Origin of the sequence: Anatilimnocola aquadivae, assembly GCF_049819085.1 — a bacterium.
Classification (GTDB): domain Bacteria; phylum Planctomycetota; class Planctomycetia; order Pirellulales; family Pirellulaceae; genus Anatilimnocola.
Genome location: NZ_CP187419.1, coordinates 3,933,340 through 3,948,442, shown reverse-complemented (window position 1 = coordinate 3,948,442; position 15,103 = coordinate 3,933,340). Strand labels below are relative to the sequence as shown.

The following is a 15,103-nucleotide window of genomic DNA, read 5'->3' as shown; positions in this document are numbered from 1 at the left end:
CAAAATCATTCCATTACGGATGACCGGTTGCCGATGGAACTTAGGTTGTGTCCTCTCAGCACGACTCAGCACTGCTCCCCGTGGTGCTGGCACGCCCGCGCATCCCGCCAGAACGTCCCCCCACCATGCGTTCCAGCCAGACACTCTGTTTGTCGATCTGCCTTGCCGCGCACTTGTCGCTGGCTGGCATGCTCGGCTGCGCAAGTTCGCGCCCCAAGCTGGCTCCGCAAACCACGGCGGAGATCAAGCCCGCTGCAGTACAGCCGCAGGTTCAAGTCGCAGCGACGCCAGCGAACCCGATGGTTCCCCGAGCTGAATCCAACATTCAGCAAGTGTCCCTGAATGAAATTCAGCAAGTGTCCCTGAATGAACCCGAGCAGGTGAATGCGCCGCAGCCAATTGCCGGTCAGCCCTACGGAGTGCCGCTCAATCTGGTATCTGCCCTGGCCGCAACCGATGCGCAAAACCCACAAGTTGAGTTCGCGCGGTGGCGAGTGCAAGAAGCCTACGCGCAGGCTCAGCGCGCGAATGTCTTGTGGCTGCCTCACCTGCGGTTGGGCGTCGCCTACAACCGGCATGAAGGCTCGATTCAAGATGTCGCCGGCAACGTCTTCGATACCAGTCGTGGCGGCTATCAAGCTGGCTTAGGCCCGCATGCCGTCGGTCAAGGCTCGCCCAGCATCCCTGGCGTGCTGATGAGCTTTCATGCGGCCGATGCGATCTTTCAACCCAAGATTGCCGCGAGTGCCGCCCAAGCTCGCAGTTGGGGAGCACAGCAATCGTCGAGCGACGAAATGCTCGAGTCGGCAGTGCTCTACCTCGAACTCTTACGCGCCGAAGAAGAAGCCGAGATCTCGCGCGAAGTACTCGCCCACACCAAGCGTCTCGTCGATCTCACCGGCGCCTACGCTCGCGCGGGGCAAGGGTTGGAATCGGACTTCGATCGGGCCAAGACCGAACTGTCGCTACGGGAAACCGACTTGCTCCGGACGCAAGAGACGGCCCAAGTTGCTTCTGCCCGCCTGGCAACGCAACTTCGCCTCAATCCGGCGGAACCAATCCTGGTGCAAGAGCCTGTTCCGCTCCCCATTCGTCTGTTCGGGCCCGATCATCCGACTGCCGACCTGGTGGCCGAGGCACTATCGACTCGCCCCGAACTGGCCGAGAGTCGCTGGATGGTTTCCGAAGCTGCCGAACGACTGCGGCGCGAGAAATACGCTCCGCTGCTGCCAAGCCTGTTGCTCGGTGTCAGCTACAACGGCCTCGGAGGCGGCAGAGGCACCAACTTCAGTCCCTTCCGAGATCGCATGGACGCCGACGCCATTGCCTACTGGGAAATGCGCAACTTCGGCTTTGGTGATCGCGCGGCCCAGAATGAAGCGGGTGCGCGAGTCGAGCAAGCTCGCTGGCGAGAGATCGCCGCCCTCGATCGCGTCGCGGGAGAAGTGGTCGAAGCTCACGCGCGGGTGCGCTCGCGCAGCCAGCAGATTGCAGTTGCCGAAAAAGGTGTCTCAGCTGCCGTCGATTCGTACCGCCGGAACTTGCTGCGTATCGAAAACTCGCAAGGCTTGCCCATCGAGACGCTGCAGTCGATTCAAGCCCTGGGACTCGCCCGCCGCGACTATTTGCGGACGATTATCGACTTCAATATTGCCCAGTTCCAACTGCTGCGGGCCATTGGCGGCGGCAGCCCGCGATTCTTGGCTGCAGATTCCGCCACGCCCGGTTCTGGACAATAATAGCAGGTCTGCGATCATCAGAAGCTTGCCAGGCAAGAGGCTCCACCTTTCCCGCAGCCTTCGCCCCAGCACCCGCGATTGAAACCCTGCGTGATTCATGAATCCTGTCGTCTTTGCCATGCGCCGCCCGCTGACGGTGATCGTCGCGATCATCGCCGTCCTCTTGGCGGCCGGAGTTGCGATTCGCCCAAAGGTCGTCGATCAGTACCTCGCGAAGTTCAACATCGAATTGCCGCTGAAGCGGATGCCAGTCGACATCTTCCCCGCGCTGAACTTGCCGGTGATCTACGTTTGCCAGCCTTACGGCGGCATGGACCCTGCCCAGATGGAAGGGCTGATCACCAACTACTACGAGTACCACTTTCTTTACATCAGCGGCATCCACCACGTTGAAAGCAAAAACGTGCAGGGGAACGCGCTGATGAAGTTGCAGTTCCATCCCGGCACCAACATGGCCCAGGCGATGGCTGAGACAATTAACTACGTCAATCGCTCACGAGCCTTCATGCCGCCGGGAACCGTCTCGCCGTTTGTGATGCGTTTCGATACCGGCAGCGTCCCGGTGGGCTACCTCGTCCTTTCCAGCGAATCGCGCACGATCGCCGAGATTCAAGACCTCGCGCTCTTCAAAGTGCGGCCGTTGTTCTCAGCTTTGCCGGGCGTATCGGCCCCACCACCGTTCGGCGGCAGTGCGCGAACGATCGTGATGCGCGTCGACCCCGATCGGTTGCGAGCCTACGGAGTTTCGGCCGACGATGTGATCAATTCGCTGGTCTCGGGCAATACAATCAGTCCCTCGGGCAATCTACATGTGGGCGATAGTTACCCGATCGTCCCCATGAATGCGATGGTGCGCGAACCTCGCGAGCTGGGAAACATTCCGGTACGAGCAGGAACGACACCTTCCGTCTACCTGCGCGATCTGGCAACCATTGAAGACTCAGCTGATATCGCCGCCGGCTATGCGCTGGTGAACGGTAAACGCGCGGTTTATATCTTGGCCACGAAGCGAGCCGATGCTTCGACCATGAGCGTGATTGACGAAATCAAGCGCGCCCTGCCAAGTATGCAAAAAGAGTTGCCCGATGACATCAAGGTTTCGTTCGAATTCGATCAATCTCCTTATGTCGTGCGCGCCATTGAGAGCCTGCTCAGCGAGGGAGCCCTCGGCGCGTTGCTCACCGGCCTGATGGTGCTGGTGTTCTTGCGCGACTGGCGCAGTGCGCTGGTGGTGGTGCTGAACATTCCACTGGCGATTGCCGCTTCGATTGTCGGGCTGTGGCTCTGCGGCCAGACGATCAACCTGATGACGCTTGGCGGGTTAGCCCTCGCGGTGGGTATTCTGGTTGATGAAGCCACGGTCGAAATCGAAAACATTCATGCTCAGCTGGAAGATACCGACTCGGTGGCGCTCGCCGTGCGACGAGGCAACTCACAAACGGCCGTGCCTCGCTTGCTGGCGATGCTGTGCATCCTGGCGGTCTTCGTCCCCAGCTTTTTCATGACCGGTGCGGCCCGCGAATTGTTCGTACCTCTGTCGCTGGCCGTGGGCTTCGCGATGGTTGCTTCCTACATTCTCTCCAGTACGTTTGTGCCTGTCCTTTCGACTTGGCTACTCAAGCGACACTCGGGGCACACAACCGCAGAACCGCGGACGCGCTTCGGTCGCGCCCTTTCGTTTAACTTCTATCGCGATGGCTACGCTCGGTTGCTGGGCGGCGTGATTGCAGCCCGCTGGCTGGTGGTTCCGGCCTACTTCGTCGGTACGCTGCTGCTGATCGCCTTCTTTGGCAATCGCCTGGGTGTGGAGATCTTTCCGCAAATCGACGCGGGTGAATTTCGCCTCCGCCTGCGGGCGGCGGATGGTACGCACATCGACAAGACCGAGCAGATCTCGCTGGAAGTGCTGGAGCACATCAAGCAGAAAGTGGGGCCCGAAAATGTCTCACTCACGCTCGGGTATGTCGGCATGATTCACTCCAATTTTCCGATCAACGCCGTCTATCAATTCTCGCGCGGACCGGAAGAAGCGATCCTCCGCGTGGCACTGCGGCCTCATAGCGGCATCAGCACCGAACGCTTGAAGGAAGAACTCCGGCGCGAGTTGCCTAATAAACTGCCCGATGTACGTTTCTCATTCGAGCCTGCCGACATTGTCAGCGAAGTGATGAGCTTTGGTTCTCCCACGCCGATTGAAATTGCGGCCCGTGGCGGCTCGGTTGCCGAGAATCGCGCCTATCTCGATAAAGTGCAAACGGCACTCGCGACGCTGCCGGAAATGCGAGATGTCCAGCTGTATCAGTCGCTGGACTATCCCACCGTCGACATCAAGCTCGATCGCGAGAAGGCTGGCAAGGCGAACACTACGGCGGGGCAAGTTGCCCGCTCGGTTCTCGCCGCCACCGCTTCCAGCCGCTTCGTCGTTCCCAACTACTGGCCCGATCCCAAGTCGGGGGTTGGTTATCAAGTGCAGATTGAAGTCCCCCAGCCTTTACTGACGAGCATCGACGACTTGAGTGCCATTCCCGTGCGACAGTCGGCCTCGCCACTGCTACTCCGCGATGTCGCCACGCTCAGCAGCGGCACGATGCCCGGACAATACGACCGCTACAACATGAAACGCGAGATCAGCCTTACGGCGAATCTTGCGGGCGCTGATCTCGGCCGAGCTTCCGCCCGCATCACCAAAGTGCTCGATCAAGTCAAACGCGATCACGAAGCTGCGATGGCGGAGGTCGCCAAGAAAGGAGCCAAACCGCCGGCCATTTCGCACGAACTGCGCGGGCAGATTCCGCCGATGCGTCAGATGATCAGCGGTCTGGGGATTGGTCTGCTGCTTGCCATCCTCGTCATCTTTCTGCTGCTGACCGCGAATTTTCAGTCGATGCGGCTGGCCTTCGTCGCCGTCGCTGCCGCGCCCGCCGTCATCGCGGGCGTGCTCGCCGCGCTGTACTTCACTGGCTCGACACTCAACATTCAATCGTTCATCGGCGCGATCATGGCCATTGGCGTGGCGATGGCGAATGCCATTCTGCTCATCACCTTTGCCGAAAACGCCCGACGTGAAGGGCTCGACGCTTCCGCTGCCGCCGTGGATGGTGGCAAGCATCGTTTGCGTGCCATTTTGATGACCAGCTTGGCGATGCTCGCTGGCATGTTGCCGCTGGCCCTCGCCCTCGGCGAAGCGGGGCCCCAAACGGCACCCCTGGGCCGCGCGGTGATGGGTGGCCTGATGGCGGCGACACTCACCACCCTCTTCGTCCTCCCCGCGCTCTTTGCCTTGCTGCAAGGGAGCGCCACCCGGGCCAGTGCTTCGCTCGATCCGGCCGACCAGCAGAGCCGCCACTTTGTGGCCGGCACGGAGACTATCTAATGGTTATGAAGAAGCGAGCGTACGCTTGGCTCTCGGCAGCTTCTCTCGCCGCTGCAATTGGCTGCGCGCCACCACCGACGACCACTTCGCACGACGACCATGGCTCGCCATCCGCTACGCAAGAATCTGCGGGCAGCAACTCGCTGATGCGCGTCGCGACTATCCAGCCGGTGCGCAAGACGCTCGTTCGCCGCGTCGAGCAACCCGGCGAGATCCATGCTTTTGAGCAAACGCCCCTCTATTCGAAAGTCACGGGCTTCATCAGCAAGATTCACGTCGATATCGGCGACCGAGTCAAGAAAGACCAACTGCTCGCTGAAATCTCGATCCCTGAGTACGACCAAGAGCTAAAGCAAAAGCAGGCTCTCGTCGCGCAGTCCGTCGCCGAAACGACCCAAGCCAAAGCAGCCATCAAAGTGGCCAAGTCGTCGCTGGAGTCGGCTCAGGCCCTCGCTGCGGAAGCCGAAGCGGGTCTCGAACGCCGCGAAGCTGAGTTTCAACGAGCGGCTTCCGAACTCGAACGCTTCATGTCGCTGTTCGGTGAGAAAGCGATCACGCAGAAGACGCTCGACGAGTCTCAAGCCACTCACCGCGCAGCCGATGCCGCACGAACGGAAGCGAAGGCCCGCATTAGTTCGGCCCGAGCTGTGGTCGCCGAGAAGCGCGCCGGTGTCGAACAGGCCGAAGCCGATGCATTGGCCATTGCTTCGAAGGAAGATGTCGCCCGGGCCGACGAACAACGACTGCGCGCGGTGCACGAATACACTCGCATCTTGGCTCCTTACGACAGCATCGTTACCGAGCGAAACATCGACACCGGACACCTCGTTCAGCCTGGCAAAAGCACCAGCGACAAGCCGCTACTTGTCGTCGTGCAGGCTGATACTGTCCGAGTCTTTGTCGATGTTCCCGAAGCCGATGCGGGCTTCGTCTCGGCCGACTGCGAAGCCAACATTCGAATTCCCTCGGCGGCGAATCGCACGCTGGCGGGCAAAGTCACCCGTACTGCCTGGCTGCTGCATCCCACGACGCGCACCTTGCGCGCCGAGATCGACGTCCCCAATGCCGACGGCACTCTTCGTCCCGGCATGTACGTCATCGCCGATCTGAAGGTTGCCGAACGGGCAGAGACGTTCGCATTGCCACGCACGGCGATCCTCACCAAAGATCAGCAGGCTTCGTGCTTGATCGTCAATGCCGAGAACAAGATCCTTCGCCTACCGATCGTCACCGGCATTCGCGCCGGCGAAGAAGTCGAAGTGATCTCGGGGCTGCAGGGTGACGAGCGGATCATCGCCGGCAATGTCGCCGCCTACCGCGAAGGGCAGGCGGTGGAAGTTGCTGTCACTCAGCAGAAATAATTGCCGCTTTCGTTCGCTACTACAAACAACGCATGAAGGCGACGAGGTCTGCTTTTTCTTCCGTCGACAATTTGGTCTCCAGCACGATGTTGAAGAACTCGACGGTATCTTCGAGCGTGAGAAGCCGGTCGTCGTGCAGGTAGGGAGGCGAATCCTTGATCCCGCGCAGGGGGAACGTCTTGATCGGACCATCGGCCGACGCTTTGCGTCCGTTGATCATCTTCTCGGCGAAGAACCGTTCGGTGCGCAGGTTGTGCATCGAGTTGTCGGTGTAGTAGGGAGCCGGGTGGCAAACCGCACACTGGGCTTTGCCATGAAATAGCTCTTGGCCGCGCAATTCGCTCTTGGTGGCTTTGGCCGGATCAAGTTTTCCCAGCACGTTGAGCTTGGGTGCGGGGGGAAAGTCGAGCAAAGCCTGAAACTCGGCCATGAAATGGACCTGGCTGCCGCGTTCCAGCGGATTGATTCCCTTCTTCGCTGCGGTGGCGATATCGCCGTCGAAGTACGCAGCCCGCTGTTCGAATTCGGTAAAGTCCTCGATCGTCTTGAGCGCTCGCTGTGAACCGAACAGGCGTTGCACGTTGACGCCGCGCAGCGTCGGGGTATCGATGCGGTGACGATGTTCGTTCGGGCGAATGTCCCCCACCGTATGCGTCGCGGCATTCGTGTGGCCGTTGGCGTGACAATCGAAGCAGGTCACGCCCGCATGCGCATGCAAGCTGCGGCGGTCGTCGGTGGCGTTGAATTGTTGCTGGGGGAAGGGTGTGACCAGCAGTCGCAGACCTTCGAGCTGTTTGGGATTGAGTGCGTCCTTAAACAGGTCGTAGAAATTGGCGAGCGTGACGAGTTGTCCCTGCGAAACATCTCCCAGATCGGGCCGAGTGGTGAGATAGATGGGCGGAGGAAACTCCGGCAGCAAGTGCTGGGGCAAGTCGAAATCGAGATCGAAGCGCGTCAGATCGCGCGCGTTCTGCTTCTTCACTTCATCAATCTGCGGCTTGGGAAACACCATTCCGCCTGCTTCATGATGTGGATGGGGCAGCGGATAAAAGCCTGCCGGCCAAAGATTCTGGCTCTTGATCTCGGCGGGCGTCATGGCGGCCAGTTTCTCCCAGGTGGTACCTGCCGGCAGCAGCACGCGCACACCTGCTTGCACACTTTTGCCCTTGGCCATGGTCACGCCCGTTGCTGGACGATCCTGCATGTCGTACCGCTCGGCCAGCAGCTTTTCGTGCCGCTGAGCGAACTTGGGCTTCTCACCTTGAGTACGTTTGACCAGTGCGGCGAAATCTTCCTGCGCGACCGCTGGCAAACCAAGTCCCTGGAGCACCGCAGCGGTAGTGAATACCACCAGTAGACGAAACGTGATTGTCGTTCTCATAGATGGCCCATTGCGAAAGAGGAGAGTGATGTGGCCGTTGAATATCCTGTCGTCGTAACATCCCCCTCCACAAGGTGCAAGTCTGTGCAGTTCGGCTTTACTCGGCCGGTAGCAGCTGCATCGCATCGACAATCACAAATCCAACAGTGTCGGTATTGCTAACGGTGATAGTGGTTTCGACGTCAGCCCGCAGCTCGACGGTACCGACCGCACGAAATGGATTGTCCTTGGGCAGTGGCGCGGTTTGATCGACGGTCATTGTCTTGCTGACACCATCGCAGGCGACCGTCACGGGAACATTCTTCGCGCGAGTCTCATGCGCCGAGTAGGCCATTAGCAGTTGATAGCGTCCAGTCTTAGGTGCCTTGAAACGAAACGTCGCGGTTATCGAACCATCACCTTTCGCGGCGGCGTCTTTCTCGCCGCAAAAAACATAGCCCCGGCCGATATGAGGCTGGAAAGTCGTGGAGTGAGACCAATTGCCGGCTAGTTTGGCCTGCTGATCGTCCAGCACTATGCCGTCAAGTTTGGCAGGGTCAATCGATTGAGCCGTCGATTCGCTTTCCACAACTTCGGGCAATTCGAGAACCTGCTTCTGGGCGAGCAAGCGCTCGCGCAGCTTGGGATAGGCGAGCTTCTGCACCGCCACCTCTTGTTTGGCAGCGAGCGCCGCGGCAACGCCAGCGCTTTGACCGAGAATCATCCATGTCGGTTCGACACGGATGGAGGAGATGCCCACATGCGTACACGACAGCGCCACGGGCACGAGCAGGTTCTCGCATTCGTCAGGCTGCGGCAGAATCGAGCGGTAAGGAACATGGTAGGCATAGCCTTGCGCAGGGCTCTTCCGCCGCACGGGAAAAATCGTGCCTTCGTTGATGACCCCGCCCCCTTTGAGCGCAACTCGCTGACAATCGTGCGAGTCGATGGGGAACGACGAGACAACAATCGGGTCTTCTTTGGCTGGTTGGTCCAGGATGTCTTTCTGACTCAGCACGTACATCCCCTTCATGCGCCGGCCCTCGCGCACATACAAAGCGGGCGAGAAGTGACCGGTGTCCGCGAACTCGTCCCGGCACAGACCAAGAGCCGCAAACTGTTTGCGAGTCGCTTCAGGAACCGCTGGGTCGGTCGTCAGGAAGTGATAAAACTCCAGCGTGTATTGTTTGTGCGCTTCCCAGATCGTGGCACGTCCGGCTTCGTCGGCTGCGCACCAGTCATTGCCGCCGCCAACGAGACCAATGGAGAACTGCCCGCCGATCGAATTGTTCCCATCGACCTTACCGCCGGGGAGAGGATAGAGATCAAAACCGACCTTACCGCCCGCTTTGACGAAGCGACGCATCACTTCGAACCGCGCCGGATCGTAGTTCGCAGGCTGCGGAAATGGCAAGCGCAACTTGGGATCTGCCGTCAAGCAAAGCCGAAAGCTGTAGACCATGACGTTCTGGTCCCCATCGGCTTCGGGACCAGCATCGCTGGTGGTGACTAGCGGCAGAAGTTTACCGTTGCTATCGAAGCCGTCGATCGCCATTTTTCCCTTCGGATAGCGCTTGCCGGCCAAGGACTCGCCGTATTCCGCTCGGCCTTCGCGGCCGATGGTCCAACTGACTTTGGCCGCGGGCAGCAAGTCGCCTTCGTAGGTGGCATCAATAAAAACCTTGGCGGCAAACGTCCCGTCCTTGGTTACTAGCGAGGTGATTCGCTTGCCGTCCATGGTGGCGGATTGCAGATACCGTTTGGTGAGAACTTTCACTCCAGCTTCGTCCAGCATCTTACGAGTCACCCGCGCAGCCACATGCGGTTCGTAAGTCCACTTGGCCTGATCTTTGACGGTAACCTTGTAGGGCAACACAACGCCTCGGTCGGCATAGTCCTGGGCAATGCGCGTGTGCCATTCATCAAACAGCCCCATCACGGTGCTGCGCACGGTCTGGTTCGAATCGCTAAAGCTCAAGCCGCCGGTATTCAGACCACCCACATGCGCGGTTGGCTCGAGCAAGATGACCGAGGCTCCTTCACGCGCGGCGGCAATCGCCGCGCAGAATCCACCGGGCGTCGAGCCGTACACCACCACATCTGCCCGTTGGGGTTCTTCGGCACGCAAAGTCGCCACGCCGCAGCACAGCAAAATGGTAGCGGCGATCAGTGGATGATTTTTCATGACAGAAATCCTTCGTGACGCTCCGGCACTTGTTTTTGCCCGCGGCGATTCAATTCCAGGGGAGAGGCCAGCAATCGATTATGGGCTGCTGCAAACTTTATTAGTAGGAGGGCTGGTTTCGGTATTAACAGCAAAGCCCTGCCTTGTTTCAGTAATCTCCGGCCACACGGTTAATGCGCTGGTGCTGCCAACGGTTGAACCACCGACAGTCGTTCTTCCTTTGCCGTGGAGGCGCTTATGTTCGGCTCGCGATTGCAGTCAGGCATTTCACACGTTGGCCAGGCTTTGCAGATGCCAGAAGAGTTCGCGGTCGCCTGGAACAACCGGACCGTCCGGTATCGGTGGTGGGTCTGGGGCTCTCTGATGGCGACCGCCATCCTCGGAACAACAACCTATGGCATGACCATGGGGCTGCTGGGCGGCACAAGCGATGTGCTCTACAAGGGGCTGGCTTGCACACTGGCCGCTGGTCTCGCTTGGGGCATTTCGTTGCCAGCGTTGTACATCCTCAACAGTCTCTCCGGTTCGCGATTGCCAGCGAGCAGCACGCTCTTGGCCGCGCTGGTAACGACCAGCTGGGGCGGCCGCGCAATGCTGGCCTCGATCCCCATCAATTGGTTTTTCTCGGTCGCCGTGCCGCATCCAACCTTCGTGCTGATCGTGAACCTGATCGTCTTCACGGGAGTTGGCGTTGCCATGATGGACGTCTTTCGCCGTGTCATGCGCAGCTTGGAACCAACCCGCCCGCTGGCCCCGATCTGGTGGCTGTTCTTAGTGGGCGTGATCGGGGCCGAGTTGTTTTATTTCTTCGGGCTGTTTCAGTTTCACGCAATTTCTTAAGCGAGGGCCAATGCCATGTCGACCGTACAAGAACATTGCGAGAAGCTATATCTCATCAGCGACACCAACAGCGACGGTTTGCCTTTCGCCGAATTAGTTGCGGAAGATGTCTCGGCCGCTAATGAACCCGCGAGCACGAACCTGCTGGGTCTGGTCGAAATGATTCTGAAGCGGCCTGATCGGCTGGAAAAACTGATCCGCCAGCCGGAGAGCCAGGCTGAGTTGTTGCCCAAGTTTCTGGCAATCTCGCTGCTAGGTTTCGTCTTCTTCGGGGTCGCTCTGTCACTCGTGTTCACGGCCGCGGGCCAATGGCCGCGACTAACACCAATTCGCGATCTGTTGGCTGGCGACTCCACCATCGTCATTGCCTTCGAGACGCTGGCAGCCGGACATTCGTCGCTGAGCTTCTGGCTCGATGGCTCGGCTTGGCAATTGATCTTTGCCTATGCGATCGGCCTGGTTGCCGCCTCGGGAATCTGCCTGCCCAGCTTGTACTTCTACAGCTTGCTTGCCGGCGTGCGGATGACCATGCTGGACGTTGTCATTCAAACGCTGAAGTCGAAAGCGACGGCTGCGGTGGCACTCGTCGGCATCTTGCCCCTCTATGCCGCGCTCGGTCTGGGGATTGTCATCTTTGACGCGCCACCACTCGTGCGCGAAGCAACCTTTTGGATCGGTCTTGTGCTCCCTTTCTTGGCTGGGCTCTTTGGCACGTACTCGCTCTATCGCAGCCTGGCTGGGCTAGCGGACACGTTGCCTCCCGAGCGCCGCAGCCATCGTGAATGCTTTCTGCAGCGGCTGGTCTTGTCGTGGGCCGCGTGCTACACGGCCGTCACTCCGCTCATGATTCACTCGCTCTGGACGATGTTGGCCAACCCTTAACTGCTGACAATTCAATTCCCCAACCCGGAGATATCCAAATGGGCCTACTGCAACGACTTTCCGATCTGCTGTCTGCGAATGTCAATGAACTAGTGGAGCGCTACGAAGACCCCGAGCTGTTGCTCAAGCAGGCGATCCGCGAGATGGATGCAGCTGTGGGTGCTGCCCTGGCGAACGCGGTCAAGGTTGTGGCCGAAGAAAAGCTGTTGGCTCGGCAGCTCTCCGCCGAAGAAGCGGCTGCCGCCACCTGGCATGAGCGGGCCGCAGCAGCGGTGCGGCGCAAGGATGACGAAACTGCCCGCAGCGCCCTGCTTCGCAAGCGCGAGCATGAGGCGGCGAGTGCAACCCTGGCGCGGCATCTGGACGAAGCTGCGAACCTGGGCCAGTCGTTGCGACGCCAGATCGAGTCGCTCAGACTGCGGACCGACGACGCGCGGCGCAAGCTGGTATTGCTCACCGCCCGCCAACGCGCGGCAACGGCCCGCCAGCGACTGCTGCTCGAGTTCAGCACGGTGCCCATCGGCGAACACGCTTTCCAAAAGTTTGAGCGCCTCTGTCGTAAGGTCGAGCGGAGTGAAGCCGAGGCCGAAGCTCTAGCGGAACTAACCGGCGATGCGACACGGCTGGAGTTCACTGCCGCGCACGATTTCGCCAACGAGGAAATCGAAGCCCAGTTGTGCGCGCTCAAGGCCCAATTGAATGCCTGAGGCCCCCCATGAACCTGTCCACGACATTGCTGTTCTATCTGCTGATTGGAAGCGCCGTCGCGGTCGCAGTACACCAAAGGTGGTTGGGCTCGAATTCTCGCGACCGCTGGTTCTGTACCTTGACGGCCATCGCCTTCTGGCCGCTCTACCTACCGGCGCTGTTGCAGCGGCGAGATCGCAGACCGAATGAGTTCTTCGATGTCGCGGTGAGCGCAACTGCATCCCCGCCCGATGAGCTTGCTACAGCCATCCAGCAGGTCGAAACAGAATTGAATTTGGCGTTACGAAGTCTGGACGGTTGGTCCGATGCGGTGCTGGCCCGCGAACAAGATCGCTTTGCTGAATTGAGAAGTGCATGGCATGCTCAGGCTGACAAAATTCGTGAACTCGACCGGCTCTTACAACAGCCCCACTTCGCTGCGGTTACAGCGAACGACACGGCGAAAGAGCCCGAACGATCGGCGACATCCAGCGAGCGAGGACGGCGGGCCAACATCGCTCGTTTGGCAGCCGTCCGTCGCCGTCTGTACGACGATCTACGGAACACCCTGAGCTCGGTCCGCGAGCTGGTGACGATGATCCACCTGGCCAAGTACACGGGAGCGCCTGCCTCGCGCGCCGAAGAACTGGTGATGCAAATCGCCACGAGTATCGAAGGGCTATCGGAAGTTGCCTCCTGGCGCGGCGAGGAAAGGCCCGTGGTTTAGTGGCAAGTCGTTCTCCTCTATTTAATTCTCAGTCGGACAGCGCGGGCCGGACTGCAGGCACCGCTAAAGATCGATTCAGACATTATTAAAATGTCTTGACTTAATGTCAAGTACTTTCTAGCATTTCAGGTGTAACAGCGCCTGGCGACGATGGTTGGGGAGCTGCGCAGCGAAAGAGGAATCGGCAGGCGAGGAGGTCTGCCGCCACGGTGGAGGAGGAACACGAGCCCCCCTGTTCAGGGCCTGTTCAGCCTTGGTTTGAACCGAGGAAATGTGGTTATCAAACGGTTATCACGAAAACGTCGTATTGCGTGGAATTATCGGCGCAAACGATTTTCCGGAAACAGGTTATGACAAGAAGAAAATTGCGAAAAATCGCGCAAAAAGTTATCAAAATCCGGTTATCAGCAGGACTGAACACGGGCTGCTCAGCGAGCGGAAATCAGGAGACTGGAGTGGGACCGCAGCGGACGTTTACGGTGAACGCAGATCAAAGTTTTGCCGGACCTCACCAGCCGCGAGCTGGGCCGTGAGGGTACTTTGCTCGTTGTACTTGGCCGGAATGTACTGCTGAACATCGTCGATCATGGTCCCCTCGGGGGCGGGCGGCCCGGCTTTGATTTTCTTGCCCGTGGGTCGCATGGCGCGAATGCGAACCAGCATGTTGCCGGGGGCCACGCGTGTCTCGGGGCCCAGTTGATAGCTGCCATTCGCAATGGTGCCGCCAGCCACCGGGCCCGTGCCGTCGGTGGGTACGAATTCGATCATTCCCTGGTCGACGGGCTGGCCGTCGAAGGTGACTGTTCCTTGAACGGTGGTCGCACTACCGCCGCAGCCGAGGCACGCGACGAAGGCAATCAGGATCAATCCCAACGACGCGCGGGTGGTGTGCCGTGCAGCAGGCATACGGTGCCATTTCAAAAAAAGGTGACAGGAGACGCCAAGTGCAGTTCGAGCTCAAGCGTGGGCTAGAAGTCGCCCACAACTTCGCCGCTGTCGGGGGACGAGATGGCCTGCCAGATCGTCAGGTTGACCGACTCAGTGGCGAACCGGACGCTGCCATCGCCCAGCAGGACGTTCGCGCCGCCTGCATGATTGCTGCGGGCGGTGCGAATATCGCGGATCGAGTTGTAAGCGGCGTAGGCACCAATGCAGGGCGCTTGCACGGTTGTCTGGCACCAGGCTGTGCGGATCTCGTCCGGCGCCAGACTGTTGGGCGTGCGATTGTGGTGATAGAGCGGCCCTTCGGGATAGTGCATGATGCCGCGACCATCGCGACTGTCCTTGGGGCAGCGAATTTCCGAAAGCAGGACCGTTTGGGTCAGACCATCGGTAAACGAGCGAAAGGCCAACCAACTGTTGATGTGAAAAACACCTCCCGGCCGAGCCATCGAAGCGGGCGTGGTATGTCCGGGTCCAAGGCGATACTCGACCCCAGGGCCAATCCCACTATTGGCAACGTAGTTGCCGCGCCCAAAGAGCGTGGGGGCATACGTGTTGTTGGGTTCGGGGCGGCTATCGGATGGGCAGAGGAACAAAGGGACTTTGAGATGCGCGATTTTCAAGCCACCCGTCGTGTAGAAGTTGGCGTTGAGTTGGTTCCAATTGATGAGCGAATCGAGACTGGTTTGTTCGAGGTAGGGAAACAGATAGGCAACCCAGGTCGCTTCATTCGGTCCCGGCGGTTTGCCGACATCGGTGCCCACTCCACCGCCGCCGGTCGTGCCGGGAGGCAAGACCAGTTTGGAGTCGTGGTGCATGTGCAACGCCAGCCCCATCTGCTTCAGGTTGTTGGTACAAGACATCCGCCGCGCGGATTCGCGAGCCGCTTGTACCGCGGGGAGCAAGAGGGCCACCAACACGCCAATAATGGCGATGACTACCAACAACTCGACCAGCGTAAAACCGTGCAACCTACGCGGAATGACCGTGCTCGAGCTCATGGCAGT

The 15,103-nt window shown here is 59.6% G+C and carries 11 protein-coding genes; 7 read left to right on the top strand and 4 right to left on the bottom strand.

What is annotated here, in order from left to right; genetic code table 11:
- The first annotated feature begins 47 nt into the window (after positions 1-47).
- The 3 genes from NA78x_RS15770 (at position 48) to NA78x_RS15760 (ending at position 6,473) form a co-directional block, all read left to right on the top strand.
- Positions 48-1,739 (top strand): TolC family protein, encoded by a 1,692-nt coding sequence (locus NA78x_RS15770; RefSeq protein ID WP_425619413.1) that lies wholly within the window; start codon positions 48-50, stop codon positions 1,737-1,739.
- A 97-nt stretch (positions 1,740-1,836) separates the two neighbouring features.
- Complete coding sequence (locus NA78x_RS15765) at positions 1,837-5,112, top strand: efflux RND transporter permease subunit (RefSeq protein WP_425619412.1); 3,276 nt, start codon at positions 1,837-1,839, stop codon at positions 5,110-5,112.
- Positions 5,112-6,473 carry an efflux RND transporter periplasmic adaptor subunit gene (locus NA78x_RS15760; RefSeq protein ID WP_425619411.1) on the top strand — a complete coding sequence of 454 codons (1,362 nt, stop codon included), beginning with the start codon at positions 5,112-5,114 and terminating at the stop codon, positions 6,471-6,473. The genes NA78x_RS15765 and NA78x_RS15760 overlap by 1 nt, the downstream gene beginning before the upstream one ends.
- 19 nt (positions 6,474-6,492) lie before the next feature.
- Here the strand turns inward: NA78x_RS15760 and NA78x_RS15755 are convergent, their stop codons facing one another.
- Both NA78x_RS15755 and NA78x_RS15750 read right to left on the bottom strand, forming a co-directional pair.
- Positions 6,493-7,854 (bottom strand): cytochrome B6, encoded by a 1,362-nt coding sequence (locus NA78x_RS15755; RefSeq protein ID WP_425619410.1) that lies wholly within the window; start codon positions 7,852-7,854, stop codon positions 6,493-6,495.
- Positions 7,855-7,951: 97 nt separating this feature from the next.
- Positions 7,952-10,018 carry an FAD-dependent oxidoreductase gene (locus tag NA78x_RS15750; RefSeq protein ID WP_425619409.1) on the bottom strand — a complete coding sequence of 689 codons (2,067 nt, stop codon included), beginning with the start codon at positions 10,016-10,018 and terminating at the stop codon, positions 7,952-7,954.
- A gap of 237 nt (positions 10,019-10,255) precedes the next feature.
- Here NA78x_RS15750 and NA78x_RS15745 point away from each other — a divergent pair, with 237 nt between their 5' ends.
- The 4 genes from NA78x_RS15745 to NA78x_RS15730 are packed head-to-tail and all read left to right on the top strand — an operon-like array spanning position 10,256 to position 13,154.
- On the top strand, positions 10,256-10,858 hold the full coding sequence (locus tag NA78x_RS15745; RefSeq protein WP_425619408.1) for a hypothetical protein: 603 nt from the start codon (positions 10,256-10,258) through the stop codon (positions 10,856-10,858).
- Between the two features lie 15 nt (positions 10,859-10,873).
- Entirely contained in the window at positions 10,874-11,740 is an 867-nt protein-coding gene (locus tag NA78x_RS15740; RefSeq protein WP_425619407.1) for a hypothetical protein, read from the top strand.
- A 38-nt stretch (positions 11,741-11,778) separates the two neighbouring features.
- Positions 11,779-12,447, top strand: coding sequence for a PspA/IM30 family protein (locus tag NA78x_RS15735; protein ID WP_425619406.1), 669 nt, complete (start codon positions 11,779-11,781; stop codon positions 12,445-12,447).
- An 8-nt stretch (positions 12,448-12,455) separates the two neighbouring features.
- A complete protein-coding gene (locus NA78x_RS15730) occupies positions 12,456-13,154 on the top strand; it encodes a hypothetical protein (protein WP_425619405.1) in 699 nt (232 codons plus the stop codon).
- 474 nt (positions 13,155-13,628) lie between these two features.
- Here the strand turns inward: NA78x_RS15730 and NA78x_RS15725 are convergent, their stop codons facing one another.
- Both NA78x_RS15725 and NA78x_RS15720 read right to left on the bottom strand, forming a co-directional pair.
- Complete coding sequence (locus tag NA78x_RS15725) at positions 13,629-14,060, bottom strand: hypothetical protein (protein WP_425619404.1); 432 nt, start codon at positions 14,058-14,060, stop codon at positions 13,629-13,631.
- A gap of 62 nt (positions 14,061-14,122) precedes the next feature.
- Entirely contained in the window at positions 14,123-15,097 is a 975-nt protein-coding gene (locus tag NA78x_RS15720) for a DUF1559 domain-containing protein (protein ID WP_425619403.1), read from the bottom strand.
- Positions 15,098-15,103: the final 6 nt, after the last annotated feature.

Coding starts and splice junctions, on each gene's coding strand:
- NA78x_RS15740 (WP_425619407.1), top strand. CDS start 10,874: ATGTCGACCGTACAAGAACATTGCGAGAAGCTATATCTCATCAGCGAC.
- NA78x_RS15725 (WP_425619404.1), bottom strand. CDS start 14,060: ATGCCTGCTGCACGGCACACCACCCGCGCGTCGTTGGGATTGATCCTG.
- NA78x_RS15745 (WP_425619408.1), top strand. CDS start 10,256: ATGTTCGGCTCGCGATTGCAGTCAGGCATTTCACACGTTGGCCAGGCT.
- NA78x_RS15735 (WP_425619406.1), top strand. CDS start 11,779: ATGGGCCTACTGCAACGACTTTCCGATCTGCTGTCTGCGAATGTCAAT.
- NA78x_RS15730 (WP_425619405.1), top strand. CDS start 12,456: ATGAACCTGTCCACGACATTGCTGTTCTATCTGCTGATTGGAAGCGCC.
- NA78x_RS15755 (WP_425619410.1), bottom strand. CDS start 7,854: ATGAGAACGACAATCACGTTTCGTCTACTGGTGGTATTCACTACCGCT.
- NA78x_RS15720 (WP_425619403.1), bottom strand. CDS start 15,097: ATGAGCTCGAGCACGGTCATTCCGCGTAGGTTGCACGGTTTTACGCTG.
- NA78x_RS15750 (WP_425619409.1), bottom strand. CDS start 10,018: ATGAAAAATCATCCACTGATCGCCGCTACCATTTTGCTGTGCTGCGGC.
- NA78x_RS15765 (WP_425619412.1), top strand. CDS start 1,837: ATGAATCCTGTCGTCTTTGCCATGCGCCGCCCGCTGACGGTGATCGTC.
- NA78x_RS15760 (WP_425619411.1), top strand. CDS start 5,112: ATGGTTATGAAGAAGCGAGCGTACGCTTGGCTCTCGGCAGCTTCTCTC.